Annotated in this window: 12 protein-coding genes; 10 read left to right on the top strand and 2 right to left on the bottom strand. The window is 64.7% G+C overall.

Translation table 11 applies throughout. The features are described 5' to 3' along the window. Positions 1-56 precede the first annotated feature (56 nt). The 10 genes from IGB42_RS03010 to wbaP all read left to right on the top strand — a co-directional run bounded on the left by IGB42_RS03010 (position 57) and on the right by wbaP (position 11,675). On the top strand, positions 57-2,903 hold the full coding sequence (locus IGB42_RS03010) for an EAL domain-containing protein (RefSeq protein WP_159666551.1): 2,847 nt from the start codon (positions 57-59) through the stop codon (positions 2,901-2,903). Beyond that, positions 2,900-3,334 carry a CoA-binding protein gene (locus IGB42_RS03005; protein WP_159666548.1) on the top strand — a complete coding sequence of 145 codons (435 nt, stop codon included), beginning with the start codon at positions 2,900-2,902 and terminating at the stop codon, positions 3,332-3,334. The genes IGB42_RS03010 and IGB42_RS03005 overlap by 4 nt, the downstream gene beginning before the upstream one ends. A gap of 97 nt (positions 3,335-3,431) precedes the next feature. Continuing rightward, entirely contained in the window at positions 3,432-4,688 is a 1,257-nt protein-coding gene (locus IGB42_RS03000) for an oligosaccharide flippase family protein (RefSeq protein WP_159666545.1), read from the top strand. After that, a complete protein-coding gene (locus IGB42_RS02995) occupies positions 4,685-5,710 on the top strand; it encodes a glycosyltransferase (protein WP_159666542.1) in 1,026 nt (341 codons plus the stop codon). Before IGB42_RS03000 ends, IGB42_RS02995 begins: the two co-directional genes overlap by 4 nt. Then, complete coding sequence (locus tag IGB42_RS02990; RefSeq protein WP_159666539.1) at positions 5,707-6,795, top strand: glycosyltransferase; 1,089 nt, start codon at positions 5,707-5,709, stop codon at positions 6,793-6,795. Before IGB42_RS02995 ends, IGB42_RS02990 begins: the two co-directional genes overlap by 4 nt. Further along, complete coding sequence (locus IGB42_RS02985; protein ID WP_159666536.1) at positions 6,792-7,598, top strand: glycosyltransferase family 2 protein; 807 nt, start codon at positions 6,792-6,794, stop codon at positions 7,596-7,598. Before IGB42_RS02990 ends, IGB42_RS02985 begins: the two co-directional genes overlap by 4 nt. Next, positions 7,589-8,296, top strand: a complete 708-nt coding sequence (locus IGB42_RS02980; RefSeq protein ID WP_159666533.1) for a phytanoyl-CoA dioxygenase family protein — start codon at positions 7,589-7,591, stop codon at positions 8,294-8,296. Before IGB42_RS02985 ends, IGB42_RS02980 begins: the two co-directional genes overlap by 10 nt. Next, positions 8,289-9,110 (top strand): glycosyltransferase, encoded by an 822-nt coding sequence (locus IGB42_RS02975; protein WP_159666530.1) that lies wholly within the window; start codon positions 8,289-8,291, stop codon positions 9,108-9,110. Before IGB42_RS02980 ends, IGB42_RS02975 begins: the two co-directional genes overlap by 8 nt. Continuing rightward, entirely contained in the window at positions 9,107-10,192 is a 1,086-nt protein-coding gene (locus IGB42_RS02970; protein WP_159666527.1) for a glycosyltransferase, read from the top strand. The genes IGB42_RS02975 and IGB42_RS02970 overlap by 4 nt, the downstream gene beginning before the upstream one ends. A gap of 13 nt (positions 10,193-10,205) precedes the next feature. Beyond that, a complete protein-coding gene (wbaP, locus tag IGB42_RS02965) occupies positions 10,206-11,675 on the top strand; it encodes an undecaprenyl-phosphate galactose phosphotransferase WbaP (protein WP_159666524.1) in 1,470 nt (489 codons plus the stop codon). 266 nt (positions 11,676-11,941) lie between these two features. On the opposite strand, the gene pbpC is transcribed toward wbaP, so the two are convergent. Continuing rightward, on the bottom strand, positions 11,942-14,257 hold the full coding sequence (pbpC, locus tag IGB42_RS02960; protein ID WP_201799804.1) for a penicillin-binding protein 1C: 2,316 nt from the start codon (positions 14,255-14,257) through the stop codon (positions 11,942-11,944). Then, on the bottom strand, positions 14,254-20,133 hold the full coding sequence (locus IGB42_RS02955) for an alpha-2-macroglobulin (RefSeq protein WP_159666521.1): 5,880 nt from the start codon (positions 20,131-20,133) through the stop codon (positions 14,254-14,256). The genes pbpC and IGB42_RS02955 overlap by 4 nt, the downstream gene beginning before the upstream one ends. Between the last annotated feature and the right edge of the window lie 148 nt (positions 20,134-20,281).

Raw genomic sequence — 20,281 nt, 5'->3', positions numbered from 1 at the left:
TGCTGCCGGGGCAAGGGCCTAATGGGGAGAAGCAGCTCGTTGCAGGGCTGGCCACTATGCGGTTCCGGATTCCATCCTTCCTTTTTCCCGTCACCTTGCGTGGCCGCCTCATCCTCTTCGGCGGCGTGCTGCAGCTGTTGCTGATCGGACTGCTTGCGTTCAATACCATCCGGCTGTGGCAGGATACCGCTCGCCATACCATGACCGTGCGGGTGCAGGAGGTATCGCGGCTGTTTGCCGCCGCACTCACCGGCCCCATGAGCAGCAGTGACTACGCACGCGCTGGCGATCTGCTGGACCGGCTGCGCACCCCCGAGGGCATCGACTATCTGGTGCTGCAGGATGCACGCGGCCAGGTGATTACCGCGCGCAGCTGGGATATTGCCCAGCCGCTACCCGCCGTGACCGATCTCGAGCATGGCACGCTGCCCGATCTGATCAATGCCGAGGTGCGCATCGAGCAAGGGGGGCAGATACTGGGGCGCTTGCGCTACGGCATGTCCATGCACGAACAGCACAGCGGCCTTGCGCGGCTGCTGCTGCAGAACACCGGGGTGCTGCTGCTGTGGAGTGCGTTGCTGGTGCTGCTGTTTGCGGTGCTGGCATTTACGCTCAAGCGCCGCCTGCTGGCGCTGATCGGCCAGGTAGAGAACTCGGCCAGCAAGCGTTTCGAAGTATTGCCGGACATCTCCGGTGAAGACGAAGTGGCCAGATTGTCGCGCCGGGTGGTGGAGATGGGCCGCAATATCCGCACCCAGATCGATGTACTGGTGCAGAACGAGCGCAAGTTTCACGCCATTGCGGATCACACCCCGAGTGCCGAACTGTGGCTGAACCCGGAGGGGCGGCTGGTGTGGGTGAATGCCACCGTCAACCGGCTTACCGGGTACTCGGCCAATGCGTGCATGCTGCTGGGTGATTTTCCGCTGTCACTGGCACTGCCCGAAGAGCGTGCACGTCTGGCAGATACCTTGACCAAGGCATTGGCCGAACGTACCGAAATACAGGATTTCGAGTTCCGTGCGGTGCGCCGCGATGGCAGCTACTTCTGGGCATCGGTCGACTGGATGCCGATCTACGATGTGGATGGCCAGTACCAGGGGCTGCGGCTGAGCCTGCGCGACAATACCGAGCTGAAAGACGACCGGCTGGCGCTGCGCAAGGCGGTGATCGAGCTGCGGCAGATCCAGTCGCTGGGGCAGAGTTATCTGCAACGGGCCGAGAGCGAACGTGCACGGTTGACCGCGCTGCTGGCCGCCATGCGCTTTGGCGTGCTGTTCGTCGATAACGATAACCGCGTGCTGTTCCACAACCCGGCGTTTTCGGCGCTGTGGGGGGTATCCGGTTCTGCGGTGCTGGCCGGTCGGCCCATCGGCCAGGTGTTGCAGCAGGCGGAAAACCGCCCGGCCATCGGCGATATCATCGGCCACTATCTGGAAGATCATGCCTTTGCCGAGGAGCGTGTCGATTTTGGCGAGCTGACCATGAACGACGGCCGGGTGATCACCCAGCAGTGCTACCAGGTAATCGATGCGCAGGGCGCGGCCAACGGCAAGATGTGGCTGTACGAGGACGTGACGCAGCAGCGGCAGATTGCCGAACGCATGATCAATCTGGCCGAGCGCGATGCGCTGACGGGCCTGTACAACCGCCACCGCTTCCAGCAGGAGCTGGAGCGCATGGTATCCGAGGCAGACCGGCGCGATGGCACCATGGCGCTGGTGTTCTTCGACCTGGATGAATTCAAGTACGTGAACGATACCTTCGGCCACGGCGTGGGCGATGAATTGCTCAAGAGCATCGGCCGCGAAATCGGCAGCCAGGTACGCCGGCATGAGGTGCTGTCGCGTCTGGGGGGCGATGAATTCGCCATTCTGGTGCCCGATTGCAACGAGTTCGAGGTCAGCAAGCTGGCCGAGCGCATCGTCGGCAATATTTCGCAGCTGCAGTTTGCCGTGGACGGCCATGTGCTCAAGCCGTCCAGCTCGGTGGGGGTGGCGCTGTTCCCGCAGCATGCCAATAACGCGGCAGAGCTGGTGGCCCATGCCGATTCGGCCATGTACCAGGCCAAAGCCGCCGGCAAATCCACCTGGCGGCTGTACCGGGCCGAGGCCGACCAGTCCAAGCACGCGCTGTCGCGGCTGTCGTGGAAGGACCGCATCCAGGAGGCGCTGGAAAACGAAGGCTTCGAGCTGTACTTCCAGGGCATCTACGATGCGCGCACGCGCGAGCTGGAGCACCTCGAGGCGCTGGTGCGGATGAAAGACCCGGCCAACCCGGGCAGCGTGATCATGCCGGGCCATTTCATCCCGGCGGCAGAGAAAACCGGCAAGATCATCGAGCTGGACCGCTGGGTGATCCGCCGCGTGATCAAGCTGCTGGCAGAAAAACCCTATGCGCCATCGATTGCGGTGAACGTATCGGGCCGCTCGTTCGATGAGCCTGGCATGCCGGACTATATCGCCGGGTTGCTGCGCGAATACCATGTAGACCCGAAACGGCTGCTGGTGGAGCTGACCGAAACGGCGGCGGTATCGGACCTGCGCGACGCGCAGCGCTTCATCGATGCGTTGCGCGATACCGGCTGCGTGGTCTGTCTGGACGACTTCGGCAATGGCTTCGCTTCGTTCGCCTACCTGAAGCAGCTGAAAGCCGACGTGCTCAAGATCGACGGCTTCTTCATCAAGGATTTGCCGAGCGACCGGGACAGCCAGGTGTTCGTGCGCGGCATGGTCGGCATGGCGCACGACATGGGCAAGACCACCATCGCCGAATTCGTCGAAGATGAAACCATTCTGAACATGCTGGTCGAAATCGGTATAGACCTGGTGCAGGGGTATTTTCTGGATAGGCCGATGGCGGACCATCCGGGCCTGCGCCCGCCCGAGGAGGCCAGCCTGTGAACACGACCGCTACCCCGTTCCGCAACCCGCCCGACGAAGCAATCCGCGCCTTCCTGGCCGATGCAACGCGTATCGCCGTGGTCGGCCTGTCGCCCAATGCCAGCCGGCCCAGCCACGGCGTATCGCGCTATATGCAGCGCGCCGGCTACCGGATCGTGCCGGTGCGCCCGCTGGTGACCGAGGTGCTGGGCGAGCCCGCGTACGCAGACCTTGCCAATGTGCCGGGCGATATCGACCTGGTGGATGTATTCCGCCGTGCCGAAGAAGTGGATGCGGTGGTGGACGCTGCCATTGCCAGAGGCGCACGCGGCATCTGGATACAGCTGGGCATCGTCAACGAGCCGGCGGCGCTGCGCGCACGTGCTGCCGGGCTTTTCGTGGTGATGGATGCCTGCCTGATGGTCGAGCACGCGCGCCTGTTCGCGCGGTGAGTGCAGCCGCCGCAGTCCGCGCCGGCTGGACTGCCGGTTACACGCTGATGAACGCCCTGGGGGTACAATCCGGGGCGTTTTTATCTGAAAGCCCGCCATGACGCTTGATGCGCGCCTGCGCTCCAACATTATTGCCCTGTATATCGTGCAGGGGCTGAATCCGCTGCTGTCGCTGGTGACGTTTCCCTTCCTCACGCGCACGCTGGGGGCGGATGGCTTCGGGGTAATGATGGGCGCGTTTTACGCCATCCAGTACGGCGTATTGTTCACCGATTTCGGCTTCAACCTGTCGGCCACGCGCGAGATCGCGCAGCTCAGGGACGACCCGGCTGCTGCGGCGCGCGTGTTCTGGAAAATCAATTGCGCCAAGGCCCTGCTGGCGGTGGTGTCGTGCGTGGCGCTGACGGTGCTGGTGTGCGTGATCGGTGATTGGCGCCAGCATGCCGGTGTGTACCTGTTCTCGCTCATCTATATCGTCAGCTCGGTGTTCTTTCCGCAGTGGTATTTCCAGGGTTACGAGGCCTTGCGCCTGGCGTCCTTGCTGACCGTGGTGTCGCGCGTGCTGATGCTGGGCCTGCTGTTGCTGCTGGTGCGCGGCCCGGGTGACGTGGCGCTGGCGGTGGTGCTGCAGGCCACGCCGGCCATGCTGGCTGGCGCCATCTGGTGGGGTAGCGGCTGGGGGCTGGTGCGCCCGGCATGGGTGGCGCCGACTTTTGCCGGCATCAGGCAGGCATGGAAGGACAGCTGGCCGTTTTTCCTGTCCGCGCTGTCTACCAGCCTGTACACCACATCGACCGGTTTCCTGCTCAGCTTCTTTGCCGGCCCGGCGCAGGTGGGCTTCTTCGGCGCGGCGTTCCGTTTCGTCTACACCGCGCAGGGCGCGCTGATCGATCCGCTGGTCAAGGCCACCTATCCGCGTATTGCGCAGCTGGCTGTTGCCGATCGCCCCGGTGCAATGGTGCTGATCCGCAAGGCCTTGCTGCTGCAGGGTGGGGCCGGGCTTGCCGCCACGCTGGTGTTGATGCTGGGCGCGCCGTGGATCGTGCCGCTGCTGCTTGGCCATGGCATGACCGGCGCGGTGGCCGCGGTGATGTGGCTGGCGCCGGCCATCGTGCTGGGCGCGCTCTCTTACCTGTATGGATCGCAAACGCTGCTGACCTTCGGGCACGAGCGCTACTACAGCCGTGTGCTGATCGTTGCCGGGCTGCTCAACGTGGCGCTGCTGGTGGCGCTGCTGCCGGGGGCTGCGCAGCCTGCGGTACGCGCCGCGCAAGCGGTGATCGCGGTAGAGGCCTTCATCGTCGCCGCATTCTGGTGGCGTGCACGCCAGGTATTCGCGGAGATACGCGCATGAGTGCGCCGCTGGTTTCCATCATCCTGCCTTGCTACAACAGCGCGGACTTCCTGGCGGCCACGCTGGCATCACTGTCCGCGCAGACCGAAAGCGACTTCGAATGCATCGCCATCGACGATGGCTCGTCCGACCGCACCTTGCAGCTATTGAACGCGCACGCCGCAACCGATGCGCGCTTCAGCGTGATCAGCCGCGCCAACCGCGGCCTGATCGCCACGCTCAACGAAGGCATTGCCGCTGCGCGCGGTACGTGGATTGCCCGCATGGATGCGGACGATATCGCGCACCCGCAACGGCTGCAGAAGCAACTGGCTGCACTGGCGCAGGCCGGTGCCGACGTGTGCGGTGTGGGTGTGCGCTTCATTGGCGGGCGCACGGGGCTCTGGCTGCCACCGACAGGTGATGCCGCGCTGAAAGCCGCGCTGCTGTTCAATCCGCCATTTGCCCACCCCGGTGTGATGGCACGTGCCAGCCTGTTCAAGCATCACGGGTACGATGCCGCTGCGCCGCATGCCGAGGATTACGCACTGTGGTGCGCATTCGCCTGTGCCGGTGCCCGCTTTACTGCGGTGGCCGAAGCGCTGCTCGATTACCGCATCCATGCCGGCCAGATCACGCAAACCCGCCGCGATGAGCTGGCTGCTACTGCACGCGCGGTACGCAGCGCTTACGCGCTGCACGCATTGCCGGCCAACTGGCCGGATGCCGACAAGCGCCGCTTTGCCAGTCATGCCAGCCCGGAGCAACCGCTGGATGTCGCGCAGTGGCGTGAGCTGGGCCATGCCCTGCTGGCACTCGCGCAGCAAGATCCGGCGCTTGCTCCGGCATTTGCAAGCGCCTGGATCGATGCACTGGTGCGTACGGCCGGCGTTGGCCCTGCCTGCCTGCGCCTGTTCCGGCAACTGGGCACCGCATTTCCGCCACCAGCCGATGAATACGCAAAATGGCGTCGCCAGCAGTTGCGTGTGCTGATCGGTGATACCGTCTACCAGTGGGCGAAGCGCTGGCGGAGGCAGGCATGAAAGTGCTGTTCCTGGTGCGTGATCTGGGCCTGGGCGGCGTCGAGCGCTGCGTGGCGCTGGTGGGGGAGGGCCTTGCACAGCAGGGTGTGACCGTCAGCGTGGCCATGCTGGCCGGCAACCGCAATCTGTGGACTGACCGCACCGGCGCGCTCGACATCATCGATCTCTCCGCACACTGGCATGGCCGTAAGCCATGGACCTGGCTGGCCGGCTGGCGCGCGGTGCGCCGGCTTGCCCGCGAGCACGATGTGGTGATCGCCGCTACCTTCCTTGCGCCGCTCTATATGGGCTATGCAGCCACGCTGGGGCTGGGCAGGCGCTTCATCGGCTGGGTACATGGGCCGCTGGCCGAACTGGATGCGTTTGCGCGGATGAACCCGCTGCACCGCGCCGCCTGCCGTTTTGTATACCGCCGCGTGCATGAGCTGATTTTCGTATCGCAGCATGCGCGTGATTCCATGGCGCGCTGGCTGGGCCAGCCCGCCGTGCCCGCGTGGCTGGTGTTGCCTAATTTTGTCGATGCCCGCCAGCCACAGGCGCAGGCACTGTCCGTGGATGATGGCGTGCTCAAGCTGTTGTTCGTTGGCCGCATTGCCGAGGAAAAACAGCCGCAGCTGTGGCTGGATACGCTGGCCGCACTGGATGCGCAGCCGCTCCCGGTGCAACTGACCGTGGTCGGCGATGGGCCGCTGCAGCCGTGGCTGCAGGCCGAAGCATCCCGGCTGGGCATGGATGGCCAGCTGCTGCTGGCCGGGCGCAGCGACCAAGTAGGCGATTATCTGGCGCAGGCCGATGTACTGCTGCTGACGTCCAATTTCGAAGGCTGCCCGCTGGTGGTGCTGGAAGCGATGGCGGCCGGCGTGCCGGTGGCCTCCACCGATGCCGGCGGCGTTTACGAGCTGTTTGGCGAGCGCCGTGCTGATTTTGTCACCACCACCGCCAGCGGCGTTGCGCTGGCCGCGCTGATTGCCACGCAAATGCCACCACGGCGCGCCGCGCTGTCTGCGTGGCTGCGCGAGCGTGCGCTGGCCTATTCCGCCACCGCGACACTGGCGCGCTGGCTGAACCTGCTGGAAAAACCATGAACCGCACTGCCTTGCTGATTCCGCACTACAACAACCCGGTTGGCGTGAACACGTCGCTGGCTTCCATTGGCGTGGACGAAGCGGTGGACGTTTACGTGGTGGACGATGGCAGCACCCGCACACCGCTGGACGAGGCTGCCGCACGCGCGGCCTTCCGTGCGCAGGGTACGCTGCACCTGCTGTACCTGCCGCAGAACCGCGGCATCGAGCACGCGCTCAATACCGGCCTGCAAGCGATTGTCGATGCCGGCTACGACTACTGCGCGCGGCTCGATTGCGACGACAGGGTGGCGGCAGATCGCTTTGCGCGCCAGCAGGCATATATGGATACGCACCCGCAGGTTGCCCTGCTGGGCAGCGCGGTGACTTTTTTCGATGCGAGCGGTGATCGCTTCACGCTGCATCAGCCACAAAGCCACGCCGAGATCGTGCGACAGATGCATGATGACAATGCATTCACCCACCCCGCGGTGATGTTCCGCGTGGCCGCGGTGCAGGAAATCGGCCTGTACCCGGTCGATACGCCGGCGGCGGAGGATTTTGCCTATTTCTGGCATTTCGTTGCGCGCTACCAGACTGCCAATCTGCCCGACGTGCTGACATGGTCCGAGTACAACGACAGCGGCATTTCACTGTCGCGGCGCCGCCGCCAGCAATGGAGCCGTTTCAAGGTGCTGGCACGGCACTTCGACTGGGCGCCGCGCTCGCTGCTGATGCTGGCCAAGCCGCTGGTGTGGCAGGTGCTGCCGTTTGGCGTGGTGCGCGCCGTCAGGCAGGTGCTGGGGGGCGGCAAGTGGAGTTGAGCGGCGCGCCATCAGCAGCGTTGCAGGCGGAACTGGGCCGCAAGGGCTTCGGCTGGTTGCGCGGTGCCGTCAGCCAGTCTGACTGCGCGGTATTACGTGCTGATCTGGCGCCCCACCAGCCGGGTGCCGGCCGCGGGGGCGTGCGCCATATCGATCGGTTGCTGCCTGCCGTTGCGCAGCTGGCGCGACGTGGGCAACTGGCCCGTACGGTCATGCTGCTGCTGGGCGAGGGCAGCCATCTGGTGCGCGCGCTGTTTTTTGACAAGAGCCCGGAACAGAACTGGCTGGTAAGCTGGCATCAGGATCTGACCGTGACTGCAGCCAGCCGCTTCGATGCGGAAGGCTGGGGCCCCTGGTCGCAAAAAGACGGCGCCTGGCATGTGCGCCCGCCGCTACCGGTACTGCAGCAGCGGCTGACCTTGCGGCTGCATCTGGATGACTGCGATGGCGGCAATGGCTGTCTGCGGGTGCTGCCGGGCTCGCACCTTGCGGTGCCCGGCAGCGCCATCCCGGATACCGCTGCAGCCGCAGATTGCATCGCGGCGGCCGGGGATGTCCTCATCATGTCGCCATTGTTGTGGCACGCTTCATCCCGATCCAGCCGGCATGCGCCGCGCCGGGTACTGCATCTTGAATACGCCCGCCATGCCTGCGCCAGTGCGTTGGGCTGGACGGCGCTGGAAATACACCATGAGTGATTTGCCACAACCGCGCGTGATCGTGCTGATCCCGCATTACAACAACCCGCTGGCGCTGGAGCGCTCGCTTGCGTCCATCGGCAGGAACGAGGTCTGCGATGTACTGGTGGTCGATGATGGCAGCACCCGCGCGCCGATAGAGCACGCATCGGCACGCGCTGCATTCAGCGCCAAGGGCGTGTTGCGCTTCCTGAACCTGCCGCAGAACCGCGGCATCGAGCACGCGCTCAACAGTGGCCTGCAGTGGATCAACGCGCGCGGTTACGAGCTGGTGGCGCGCCTCGATTGTGGCGATCTCAATGTGCCGGACCGGCTGGCCCGGCAGGTGGCATTCCTGGATGCACACCCCAAAGTCATGCTGGTGGGCGGTGCGGCCAGCATGGTCGATCCGCTCGGGGTCGAGCAGTTCGTGCTGCGCCACCCGTTTGCCCATGCGGATATCCGCAGGGCGATGCGTGCCAATTCGGCATTCGTCCATCCGGCGGTGATGTTTCGCGCTGCGGCGCTGCAAGAGACCGGGCTTTATCCGCTCGATGCACCGGCAGCAGAGGATTACGCGCTGTTCTGGGAATTCGTGAACCGCTTCGAAACCGCCAACCTGCCCGATGTGATGATCCGCTACGAGCTGGACCCGGCCAGCATTTCGCATTCGAAGCGCGACCGGCAGCTTAAATCCCGCTTGCTGCTGCAACGCCGTCATAACGACGGCAGCATGGCGGCGCTGGCCGGCATTGCGCGTACTGCCGCATTGCTGGCAGTGCCCTACAAGGCAGTATTCAAGCTCAAGTCCAGGCTGCGCCGGAGCCGCGTATGAGTCACATCGTGCACGTGGTCGAATCGTTCGGCGCCGGCACGCTGTCGATGCTGTGTGCGATGGCCAATGCGCAGGCAGCCGATGGTCACCGCATCACGCTGATCCATTCCATCCGCGAGGAAACCCCGGCCAACTGGCGCAGCCTGTTCGATGCGCGCATTGCCACGGTGGAGCTGCGCATGGGCCGGGCTATCAGCCCGCTGGCCGACTGGCGCTGTGGCCGGCAACTGGCCGCGCTGCTGCGGCAGCTGCAGCCCGATATCGTGCACCTGCATTCGAGCAAGGCGGGCGCGCTGGGACGCCTGGTGGGGCTGTTTGTGCGCGGGCCACGCTACTTCTTCTCGCCACACGGGCTGTCATTCCTGCAGCGTGCCGAAGGGCGCCTGAAGAACAGTGTGTTCCTGGCGATAGAGAAACTGCTGGCCCGCATGCCGGTCACGCTGGTGGCGTGCTCGCCGTCGGAAGGGCAGGAAATTCGCCAGCATCTGACGCAGCGCGTGGTGGTGGTGGAAAATGCCGTCGATCTCGCCGCCATTCCGGCCGCGCCCGGCAATCCGGGCGTGGTGCGCATCGGCACCGTAGGCCGCGTGGCGCTGGCGCGCAATCCGGAGCTGTTTGCCCGGATTGCCGCGCGCGTCGCGCAGCCGGGCGTCGAGTTCATCTGGATAGGCGGGGGCGATGCCAGCGGCGAGGCCGCCTTGCAGGCTGCCGGCGTGCAGCTCACCGGCTGGGTGGACCGCAGCGCGGCGCTGAACCATCTGGCTACGCTGGATATCTACATCCAGACCTCGCGCTGGGAGGGGCTGCCGGTAGCGGTGATCGAAGCCATGGCCGCAGGCCTGCCGGTGGTGGCCACCGATGTGGTCGGCAATCGTGATCTGGTGCGCGATGGCCAGAACGGCTACCTTGCACGCAGTGCCGATGAGTTTGCCAGCCGCCTGCACGCTTTGATTGCCGATGCCGCAGCGCGGCGCCAGTTGGGCGCAGCAGCACATGCGTTTGCCGCGCAGCACTATGCGCTGGGCACAATGATGCACAAACTCTACGCAGCGTATGGCATTGCGCCCGCGCTGCACCCTTAGCAGAACAGGCTTTATGTCCGAAATCGAACACAACAAATCGCAGCTGCCCGAGCGCGCCAAACCCTGGCTGGCGCTGGCTGATTTTACTGCGCTGGCGATCTCCTTCGGGCTGGCCGTCGGCCTGCTGTGGCTGTTCCGCGCGCACCGTTTCGGCGGCAGCATCCACAACTGGTGGCTGTGGGAAGGGCAGCCGCAGGCGGCGGGTTTTGCCGGTCTGGCGGTGATCACCGTGGCCACGTTCTGGTGGCGCGGGCACTACAGCCTGCGCCTGCCGTTCTGGGATGAGCTGCTGGAAATGCTGCGGGCGCTGCTGCTGGCTGCCTTGCTCAACGGCATGCTGGTGCTGCTGGGCAAGTTTGCGATCTCGCGTTTCCTGTGGCCGGTCTCGTGGGGGCTGGCGCTGGTGTTGCTGCCGTGGCTGCGTGGCGCGATGCGTGGCCTGCTGCTGAAGCTGGGTATCTGGCAATTGCCCACCATCATCATCGGCGCCAGCAGCAATGCGCAGGATGCCTACCTGGCGATGATGAGCGAGCGCCAGCTGGGCTTCCGCGTGCAGGCCTTCTTGGCGGTCACGCCGGATGCCCCTGCCGCGTTCGATCTGAAGGGCCGCCGTATCGAGGTGATCAGCATTGCGCCGGACGCCTTGCTGGGCTGGCTGGACCGCAACAACCGCCCGCACGTGGTGGTGGCGGCAGACCAGGACGAGATGCGTGTGATCGGCCCGCAGGTGGAGCAGTTGTCGCTGCGCTACAAGGATTTGCACGTGATCCCGCCGATCGCCGGCCTGCCACTGTTCGGCGTGGTGCCGCACCATTTTTTCAGCCACGAAGTGCTGCTGCTGCGGGTACGCAACAACCTGACGGTAAAATCGCTGACGCTGCTCAAGCGTGCGTTCGACTTGTTCGGTGCCAGCGTGGGCCTGCTGCTGCTGTCACCGCTATTCTTGTTTGCCGCCATCCAGATCAAGCGCCAGGGTGGCCCGGGGGCTGTGTTTTTCGGTCATGTGCGGGTAGGCATGAACGGTGCGCCGTTCAAATGCTGGAAATTCCGCACCATGGTGCACAACAGCCAGGAAGTGCTGGAAAAACTGCTGTCCAGCAGTGCCGATGCACGAGAAGAGTGGGACAAGGATTTCAAGCTGCGCAACGACCCGCGCATCACCCGCATCGGCGCCTTCCTGCGCAAGACCAGCCTCGACGAGATTCCGCAGTTGTGGAATGTGCTGCGCGGCGAAATGAGTCTGGTCGGCCCGCGCCCCATCATCACCGAAGAGCTTGAGCGCTACGGCGACAAGGTCGATTTCTATCTGGAAGCGCGCCCGGGGCTGACCGGCCTGTGGCAGGTGTCCGGGCGCAATGACACCAGCTATGACGAGCGCGTGGCGCTGGATGCGTGGTACGTGAAGAACTGGAACCTGTGGTACGACGTGGCCATCGTCTGCAAGACCATCAAAACGGTGGTGAAGGGGAGCGGAGCGTACTGACAGTGTTCTTCCCGACCGGTTTCTTTCCGGTTGCTGCGCCACTGGCGCGCGTCAGCGAGGCGCCCTTGTGGAGGACGGTTCGGGCAGAACAGGCTCTACAGCAGTGTCCTGGTGCCGTTCACGATCACGATCATCGCAAAATACAGGTACAGCACTGCTGACAGGGCATGGCAGCCCCGGCTGGCGGACCTGCGTTGTGCTCTCCTGCGCGATATCGAGTTTTGCTTGCCCGAAAACGCGGGCAAACCCGGTACGCCAGGTGGCGGTCAGGGTTGCATTTCCACCTGCAATTGCCGGCTGGCACTGCGCCCCTGGTCGTCCACGACCGTCAATTGGTGCCAGCCACCGCCCATCGGCCGCCATGGCAGGCCGCTGCCGCGCGCGTCAGTCTGCCCCAGCAGTGCCTGGTTATCGAACCAGAACAACGTCTTCGCATCGCCAGCGGCCACTGCCTGCAGTGCAATGGTTTCTTCAGGGCGTGACAAGCGCAGCGTGTAGGCCACGTTGGTAAGTGGTGAGGTGATGCGCGGCGGGTAATCGGCAACGGCCAGCTTGCCATCGCATTCGGCACGTGGCGGCGCGCGGCGCGGCATGCCAGCTTCGCGGAACAGCCGCGCCATATCGCTTTCCCAGAACTCGAAAATCTCGGTATGCGTGCGTGCCGGATCATACGGCGGGCATGCGGGCTTGCCGCTGGCATTGTCGATCACGACCGGCTGGTGCAGCGTGCTCACGCGGATCGGCGAGCGGCCGGGGATGAACCACGTGGGCACCGTGCGCGGGCACCATGCATTGGGCAGGTCACCGCTGTCCGCGCAGACCGCCACATGCCTGAGCGCGGCTGGTGGCACGCGCCTGGATTGCGGTTCGTTCGGCCTGGCCAGCATCAAGGCATCGGCAATGCGGAAATACAGCGGCGCTGCCGTTTCCACCCCCACCAGCGCCGGGTTGCCCGCACCGTCGAAATTGCCCAGCCATACCACCAGCACGTAGGGGCCCACCACGCCGGCAGTCCACGCATCGCGGAAACCCCATGAGGTCCCCGTCTTCCACGCGGTGAACCAGCCACGCGAGCGCGCCGGTGCCAACCCATCAGGGCGCGGGTTCTGGCCCAGCATGTCCAGCACCACGAAGCTCGCCTCCGGCGACAGCAATTGCGGCCCGGCGATGTTGGGTTGGCTTTCCACCACGCGCAATGGCCGCAGCACCCCACCATTGGGCAGCAGCGCATACAGGCCGGCCAGCTCCTGCATGGTGACTTCACCGCCACCCAGCGTCAGCGCCAGCCCGTAATGCTCCTCCGACTTCATTTGCGCCACGCCGGCATCATGCAGGAAGTCATATAGCGTGGGGCGCTTCAGCCGGCCAGCCAGCGACACCGCCGGGATGTTGCGGCTGCGGATCAGTGCATCCTGCGCGGCAATCGGCCCGACAAAGCGGCCATCGAAGTTTTCCGGCTGGAAGGGCCCGAACGCCGTCGGTGCATCCTTGAGCATGCTGCGCGGGTGGATCAGCCCCTGATCGAGTGCCAGCCCATACAGGAAGGGCTTGAGCGTGGAACCGGGGCTGCGCTTGGCATCGCTGCCATTCACCTGGCCGGCGATGGCGACATCGAAATAATCGGCCGAGCCCACCATCGCGCGCACGCCCATGTCGCGCGTATCCACCAGCAGCGCCACCGCGTTGTGCACGCCACGCCCGCCCACCTGTGCCAGGTACTGGCGCACTTGCCGTTCCAGCACCTGCTGCAGGCCCAGATCCAGCGTGGTGCGCAACGGGCCGTGTGGCGTGGTTTCCGCCATCACCTGCTGCACGAAATGCGGCGCGCGGAATGGCAGCTGCGCCAGCGGCCGCGCCGGCAACGGCAGGGTCATCAGCCGCGCTTCACCGGCGCTGACCGGATAGGCGGTCTGCCAGCGGGTAAACAGCCGCGCCCGCGCGGCAGCCAGCGATGCACCGCTACCGGCGCGGCGGCTGGGAGATTGCGGAATCACCGCCAGCGTCAGCGCTTCGGGCAGCGAAAGTTGCGCCGCCGGCTTGCCGAAATAGATCAGGCTGGCCGCGCCCACGCCGGCGATATTGCGGCCATATGGCGCCAGGTTCAGGTAGGCATCGAGGATATCGCGCTTGCTGTAGCGTGCTTCCAGCCACAGCGCGAGTGCAATCTGCTTGAGCTTGCCAGCGGGGCTGCGCGTATCGAGCCGGTATTTGAGCCGCGCCAGCTGCATGGTGAGCGTCGAAGCACCCTGGCGGTTGCCCCCGCTATAGGTAGCCACGGTGGCGCGCAATAGCGCTACCGGGTTTACACCGGGGTGCCAGTAGAACCAGCGGTCTTCGTATACCTGCACTGCGTTCTTGAGCGTGGGCGAGATATCGTCCAGCGGCAGCCACAACCGGTAGTGTTCATCGCTGGCCAGCGTCAGCCGCAGCAACTGCCCGTCGCGCGCCAGCAGCGCCGTCGAGCCCGGTACAGCGGCAGAGAGCGGCTCGTGCGGCCACAGCCGCAGCAGCAACAGCACAATGAAAAAGGCGGCGGCGCCCTTGATCAGGATGCCCGCCGCCTTGCGCGACCGCCAGATCAAGGCTTGACGATCTCCAGGCTACCCACTGCCCCGCGTGCCTGCATGCGCGGGTTGTACATCGCCTCGGCATACGGCGCCGGGGTCTTGAACTTGCCGGCGTGCGTGGCACGCAGCTTGTAGACGAAGGTAGCCGCATCGTGGCCGGCGCTACCATAGATGATCAACCGGTCTTCGCGCTGCTCCAGGTAGTCGATCTGCCAGTCGGTTTGCGCTTTCACGCCCACCGGGGGCTGCCAGCTGGCCAACGGCACATCGCCAACGCCTTCGCTTTCACCACCGTCCCCTTCTGCCTGCTCGCCTTCGGACGCGGCCGCCGGTGCGGCTTCCGCATCATCACGCGGCGCGGGCACGATCTCCACGCCGCCCGGCAACAGGTCGACCACGGCAACCTGGCTGACTGAATCACGCTCGGTGGCGCGCAAGCGGATACGTACCAGGAATTCGTCGCCGATCTTCACCTTGGCAAGCGGCTTGCCATCCAGGCTCAGGTACTCGCGCACCACCTCCAGCCCCTGCTTGACCTCGCCCGTCGGCGCATTGCGATCGAAGCCGGATTCGGCAATCGCATACCATGCCGGTGCATTGCCATCCTTGCCCATGCGCGCACGCGCGGCGGTGACAGACAGCGGCGCACGCCCCAGCGGCCCGGCTGGCAGAGCCACATTGCTGGCCTTGCCGGCACGGTCGACTTCGGCCAGCGTATACGCGCCGCCTTCATCCCTGTTGTGCGCCGCATACGCATCCAGCGCCAGCAGCGTTTGCGCGGCAGAGAACGTGGCGTATTGCTGGCTGCTGATCACCTTGCCCATCGCATCAAGCATTGCCGCCGGTGCTTTCTGCTGCGGGAAGTGACGGCTGAGCAGGTACAGCTTGAAGGCATCGTGCGACAGCGGGTCGTCGTACACATCACCATCACGCGCCGCCTTGCCGGTCAGCAGCCATGGCACGTTCTTCACCAGCTTGTCCGCCAGCCCATCCTGTTTGAGCAGCTTGTAGCTGGCCGCCACGAACAGCGCCGTGGTGTCCTGTTGCCACGCCTTGGCATAGCGCGCATCCAGCTCCTGCTGCAGCGCGGCCAACTGGCCACTGGTCATGTCGCCCATGCGCGTCAGCAGGTAGATTGCGTACGCACGTTCACGCGCACCGGCCAGCCCCTCGCTCTCGCCACTGGCCACGCCGCCCAGCCACGCCTTGCCACTGCGCAGCAGGTCGTTCGGCACCGGCAGGCTGCGTTCGCGCGCTTCCAGCAGGTAGTGATACGCGTAGATGGCGGCGTATTTGCTCACGACGGGGTTGGCTGCCCAGAGGCCGAAGCCACCATCATCATTCTGCCGTTCACGCAGCACCCGCAGCGTGCTGTTGAATACCTGCAGCGGCTTGCCCGCGGCGCGCTCGCCGGCCGGAGTCAGCAACAGTGCGGGCATGGCCTTGCTCACCAGTTGCTCGGTGCAGCCATAGCCGTAGCCTTCCAGGTAGGCTGCCAGCCCGTTTGCCCACACCAGCGGCGAGCCGGCCACCCCCGCTTCCACCTTGCGGTATTGCGGGTAAAGCTGGCGGCCCAGCGCCACTTCAGTGGGGCTGCTGCTGAAGCTGCCCACGGTAAGCTGCGTGCGGTACGCCACCGGTGGCCGTACCGACAGGCTGTCTGCCGCCTTGCCGGATTTACCGCCCGCGGCAGTGGCCGCAAAGCGCAATTGCGTATCACCCAGCGTATCGGTGGCGCGCAATACCACTTCGGCCACGCCTTCATGCAACGGTGCAATCGACAGCGGGCTGGCCACCTTGACGATCTGCACGCCCGGCCCGGCAGTCAGCGCCAGCGTCACATCGGCCTTGCTGCGCATATTGTTGAACACCCCTACGCTGACGGTGAACTCATCACCCGGCGCTACTGCGGGTGGCACATTGGGGCTGAGGATCAGATCGCCCTTCACCAGCGTGGCGCGCTCTTCCACGGTGATTTTCTGCGCGGACACCGCCACCGCGAACACGCGCAGCTTGCCATTGAAGGTATCCGGCGCGGTCCAGCTCAGCGCCTTGCCTGCCGGGCCGGTCTCGACGAGGCCAGACCAGTACGCCACCGGTGGCTGGTGCTTGCGCTTGAACGGATTCAGGTGCCTGCCCAGCGCGCCTTCGCCGTCACCACCCGGCGCCGCGGCCTGCATCAGCTTGGCAAATTCCGGCAGGATCAGATCGAGAATCTGGCTGGTTTTCACGTCCAGCGAGCGCTTCTGGAAGAAGAAGCCCAGCGGGTCCGGCGTCTTGTAGCGCGCCACCTGCAGGATGCCTTCATCCACCGCGATCAGCGCCACGCGTGCCGTCTCGTCGGTGGCGATATTGAAGTTCACCTTCTGGCCCGGCTTCACTTCCTTGGGCGTATCGAGCTTGAGCTTGAGCTTGCGCGCATCCAGGTTCACCGCAAATGGCGCCACGCCATAGGACAGCGGGCTCATGAACACCTCGTCGCTGGCCGGATCGCGCACGAACTGCACCGATACATAACCGTTGCCTTCAAATTCCTTGGGCAGCGTGATTTTCTGCACCGAGCTGGTGGTATCGGCCTTGAACCACACGTGCTGGTACACCTTGTCGCGCTCGATGGTGATCAGCCCGGCACCGGTATACGGCGCACGGATATTCACTTCGATGGTATCGCCCGGCGTATAGCCCTTCTTGTTCAGCGTCAGTTGCAGCTCCGCATTGCGCTCCAGCGAGCGCGACAGGTTGGCGGCACCGGCCACCGTGTACTGGATGCGGTTCAACTCTGCGCCATCGGCGCCCTTGATCACCAGCGCGAAGTCGCCCGGTTCATCGGTCGGCAATGGCAAGTCTGTTGCCGCTGCCGGCAAGGCGCCAGCCTTGCTGTCGCGGACGATCTCCTTCAGCCGCGACTGGTAGCGGTAGGTGCCGTCCGATTGCTTGACCAGCACCGATACATAGCGGCGCTCCACCCAGTTGATGCTGAGCTTGTCTGCCGCCACCGGCTTCAGGTCCGGCCCGATGGCAAGGAACGACGCGCTGCGCTTGCTGCCGCGATTCACATAATCGAGCGGGCCATCGGCCTTTACCCCTACCAGGAAGGCTGCGCTGGATACCAGCGTGGCGGTTTCTGCTGCCACGCCACGGCCGCTGCCCGCCTCGAATACGCGCGCGGTCAGGTGCAGCCGGTAGGTGGCGCGCGCAAAGCGCGTGAGGTTGAGCGCCAGCGTGGCCTCGCCCTTGTCATCGGTGGTTGCCGGTGCCAGCTGGTCGCGGAATGGCTCCTGCAGGCTGCCAAGGTCAGAGAACCGGTAATCCGGGTATTTGGCAAATGCCGGGATTGCCGGGCTCAGCGATACGTCCGCCTCCACCTTGCGGCCCGCGGCGGGTGCGCCGAACAACTGCATGGCCTGCACACCGGCCACCACTTCATCCGGCCTGATCCAGCCTTCCATCGGCAGTTTCGACAGCGATGCGGTCACCTTCATGCGGTCAGGCTCGAACTCCTGCACCTTGAAACTGCCATTGCCGATCTGCTCGCCACGCTTGTCGTCGCGCACCAGGTACACACCGACCTGGTACTCACCGGTTGCTGCTGTATCGGTGCTGGCAAAATCAAACGATTCAAACCCGGTAGGCGAGAGCTTGATGCGGTCTTTCAATACCGTCAGCCCGCGCGGATCGGTCACTTCCACTTCCAGCGGCACGCCGGCGAGATTGCCCTGCCAGTTGGCAGTGCGGGCAATCACGCCGATGTGCGCGGTTTCGCTTGGGCGGATCAGGCCGCGATCGGTAAACACGAATGCCGACAACTGCTGCGCGGACACCGCATTCTCGATGCCGCCCACGTCAAAACGCGACAGGTTCAGCTCGCGGTCGTAGCGGTACAGCGGCAGGAATGACAGATCATCGCCCTTGCTCACCATCAGCATCAGCGGCGCTTTCTCGCGTACCAGATCCTTGAGCACCGGCAGGCGGGCATGGCCGGTGGCATCGGTCATTGCCGAAATCACCGACAAGCCGTTCTTGCCGATCACGTCCACCCGCGCATCACCCACCGGCAAGCCGGTGGAAATCGATTGCACGAACACATCGCGGCTGCCGTCCACCGCTGTCTTGCTCAGCATGCCCAGGTCCGTCACCAGCACGAAGCGGCTGTCGTTCGGCTCGTAATTGACTTGACTGGGTTGCTTGGGGTTGAACGGTGACAACCTCAGCATGAACACACCATGGCGGCCACCATTGGCACCCACCAGGTACCTGGAAAGGTCTACGCTGTCGTAAAACGGCTTGCCCGGCTGGCCCGGCGGCAGCGGCTTGGTTTCGATCAGCCGCTCGGTCAGGCCATCGATGAATTCCTCGCTGAAATCCGGGCGGGCAAAATCACCGCGGTTCTGGTCCACCAGGTGGTGCAGCTGGTTGGGCAGCACACGGCCGATCTCGATGCGCACGCCCGGCAGGCCGCGCGCCACGAACGCCACTTTCTTCTCGCCATTGAGCGACAGCAACGCACCCTGGCTCAGCAGCTTCACTGCCTGCGGATACGGCGCCACCTTGAACACCGCAGCGCTTTCCTTGCCGCTCTGGTAGCCACCGAAGCCGCTGACACCCTGATCGATCTTCACGTACACGTAACGGCCTACCGGCGCATCGAACTTCTGCCCGTGCTGCAGGCTGTATTCGTCCTCGCCCGGCACCGGCTTGAGCGGCAGCGCGCTCATCAGCTTCTGCGATGCCTGGTCAATGCGCGACAGGCTCCATGCGGTAGGCTGGCTACGCTCGTCCTTGGGGGTATCCGGATGGAACTCGGGCAGCAGCCATGCCTTCACATGCCCGTTCAGCGCCTGATCGGATACCGGCACGTTGCTGCTGAATACCAGCACCTGTTCGGGCTCGAAGCGCTCGTTGTCCACCAGCGTCATGCCCAGGCCATCGAAGCGCAGGCTGTACAGGCCCGGCACGCTGATCTTGCTGGTGATTTCATCCGGCGTGCCATTGCCGCCGCGCGCCGCCACGATGCCCTTGGCCAGGATCAGCTTCAGCTCGGTGTCTTCGCGCGGAATGGCCAGCGCGGCGGAGTGGATATATGCATTGAGCTTGAGCTTGTCGAAACTGAGCGCAAACGGCGCGGCGCTGCCGTCCTGGAAACCCAGCCCGCCGCCCAGTTTGAGCGTGATCTGCTCCTTGAGCTTTGCTGCATCCACCGGATGGCTGAAATGCACCGTGGCCACCAGCTTTTTCAGGTTGGGGTCACGCGGGTCCTGATAGAAGCTCGCTTCGTCCACCTTGGCGGTGAATGCCGCGCTTTTGAATTCGGTTTCGTATTCGTCCAGCTTCACCGCTGGCGCAAACAGGCCTTGCCTGGCCATCGTCACGGTGAATTCCGCAGCGATCGGCCAGTCTGCCTTGGGGCGGAAAACCAGCTTGCGATCACTGTCCCAGCGCCATTCACCGGCCATGGCCGGCGCAAGCGCGATGCCTGCTTTGGGCACCTTGCCGATATCCTTCAGCGGCGCGACCGATTCATTGAATTCGATCACCAGCGGCTGGAAGGCCGGCTTGCCCAGGTCATCGTACGGCGTGGCCGCCGGTGCGCTCACCGTGTATTCGCTTACCAGCGGCTTGGGCAGGCTTTGGTACCACTTCCAGCCAAACCAGCCACCACCTGCCAGCGCCGCCAGCACCAGCGCACCCACCACGCCGTGGCGCGGGTGCTTGCGCAGCCAGTGGCCGCCCTGCACGGTTTTTGCCGCGCTCCATTGCAACCAGCGCGGTGCCTGCCAGTTGACCTCGCCGAACAGCTGCCTTGCCAGCCAGGAGAGCCCACGGCCCAGCCACTGGAACAGGGTAAGTACGAAAGCCCGGAGACCATGTACTGCAGCAGCAAGACGGGCCATGATTTCGCCTGTTGTCAGCGGATGAGAAGAACCCGATTATACGCAGCGAAATGGCATGAAAGCAGATGCTGCAACATCAATGTCGCGAGCATCATACGGTGCTGGCAGGCAGCCACATGGCGTTACCGGCAAGGCCAGCCCGGTTACG

Origin of the sequence: Andreprevotia sp. IGB-42, assembly GCF_009848685.1 — a bacterium.
Classification (GTDB): domain Bacteria; phylum Pseudomonadota; class Gammaproteobacteria; order Burkholderiales; family Chitinibacteraceae; genus Andreprevotia.
Note: the sequence above shows the minus strand (reverse complement) of the source record. Positions and strands in the feature narration are given on the sequence as shown.

Bases quoted from the DNA above. Each gene is read 5' to 3' on its own strand.
- IGB42_RS03010 (WP_159666551.1), top strand. From the start codon at position 57: ATGCGGTTCCGGATTCCATCCTTCCTTTTTCCCGTCACCTTGCGTGGC.
- IGB42_RS03000 (WP_159666545.1), top strand. From the start codon at position 3,432: ATGACGCTTGATGCGCGCCTGCGCTCCAACATTATTGCCCTGTATATC.
- IGB42_RS02995 (WP_159666542.1), top strand. From the start codon at position 4,685: ATGAGTGCGCCGCTGGTTTCCATCATCCTGCCTTGCTACAACAGCGCG.
- IGB42_RS02990 (WP_159666539.1), top strand. From the start codon at position 5,707: ATGAAAGTGCTGTTCCTGGTGCGTGATCTGGGCCTGGGCGGCGTCGAG.
- IGB42_RS02985 (WP_159666536.1), top strand. From the start codon at position 6,792: ATGAACCGCACTGCCTTGCTGATTCCGCACTACAACAACCCGGTTGGC.
- IGB42_RS02975 (WP_159666530.1), top strand. From the start codon at position 8,289: ATGAGTGATTTGCCACAACCGCGCGTGATCGTGCTGATCCCGCATTAC.
- IGB42_RS02970 (WP_159666527.1), top strand. From the start codon at position 9,107: ATGAGTCACATCGTGCACGTGGTCGAATCGTTCGGCGCCGGCACGCTG.
- wbaP (WP_159666524.1), top strand. From the start codon at position 10,206: ATGTCCGAAATCGAACACAACAAATCGCAGCTGCCCGAGCGCGCCAAA.
- IGB42_RS02955 (WP_159666521.1), bottom strand. From the start codon at position 20,133: ATGGCCCGTCTTGCTGCTGCAGTACATGGTCTCCGGGCTTTCGTACTT.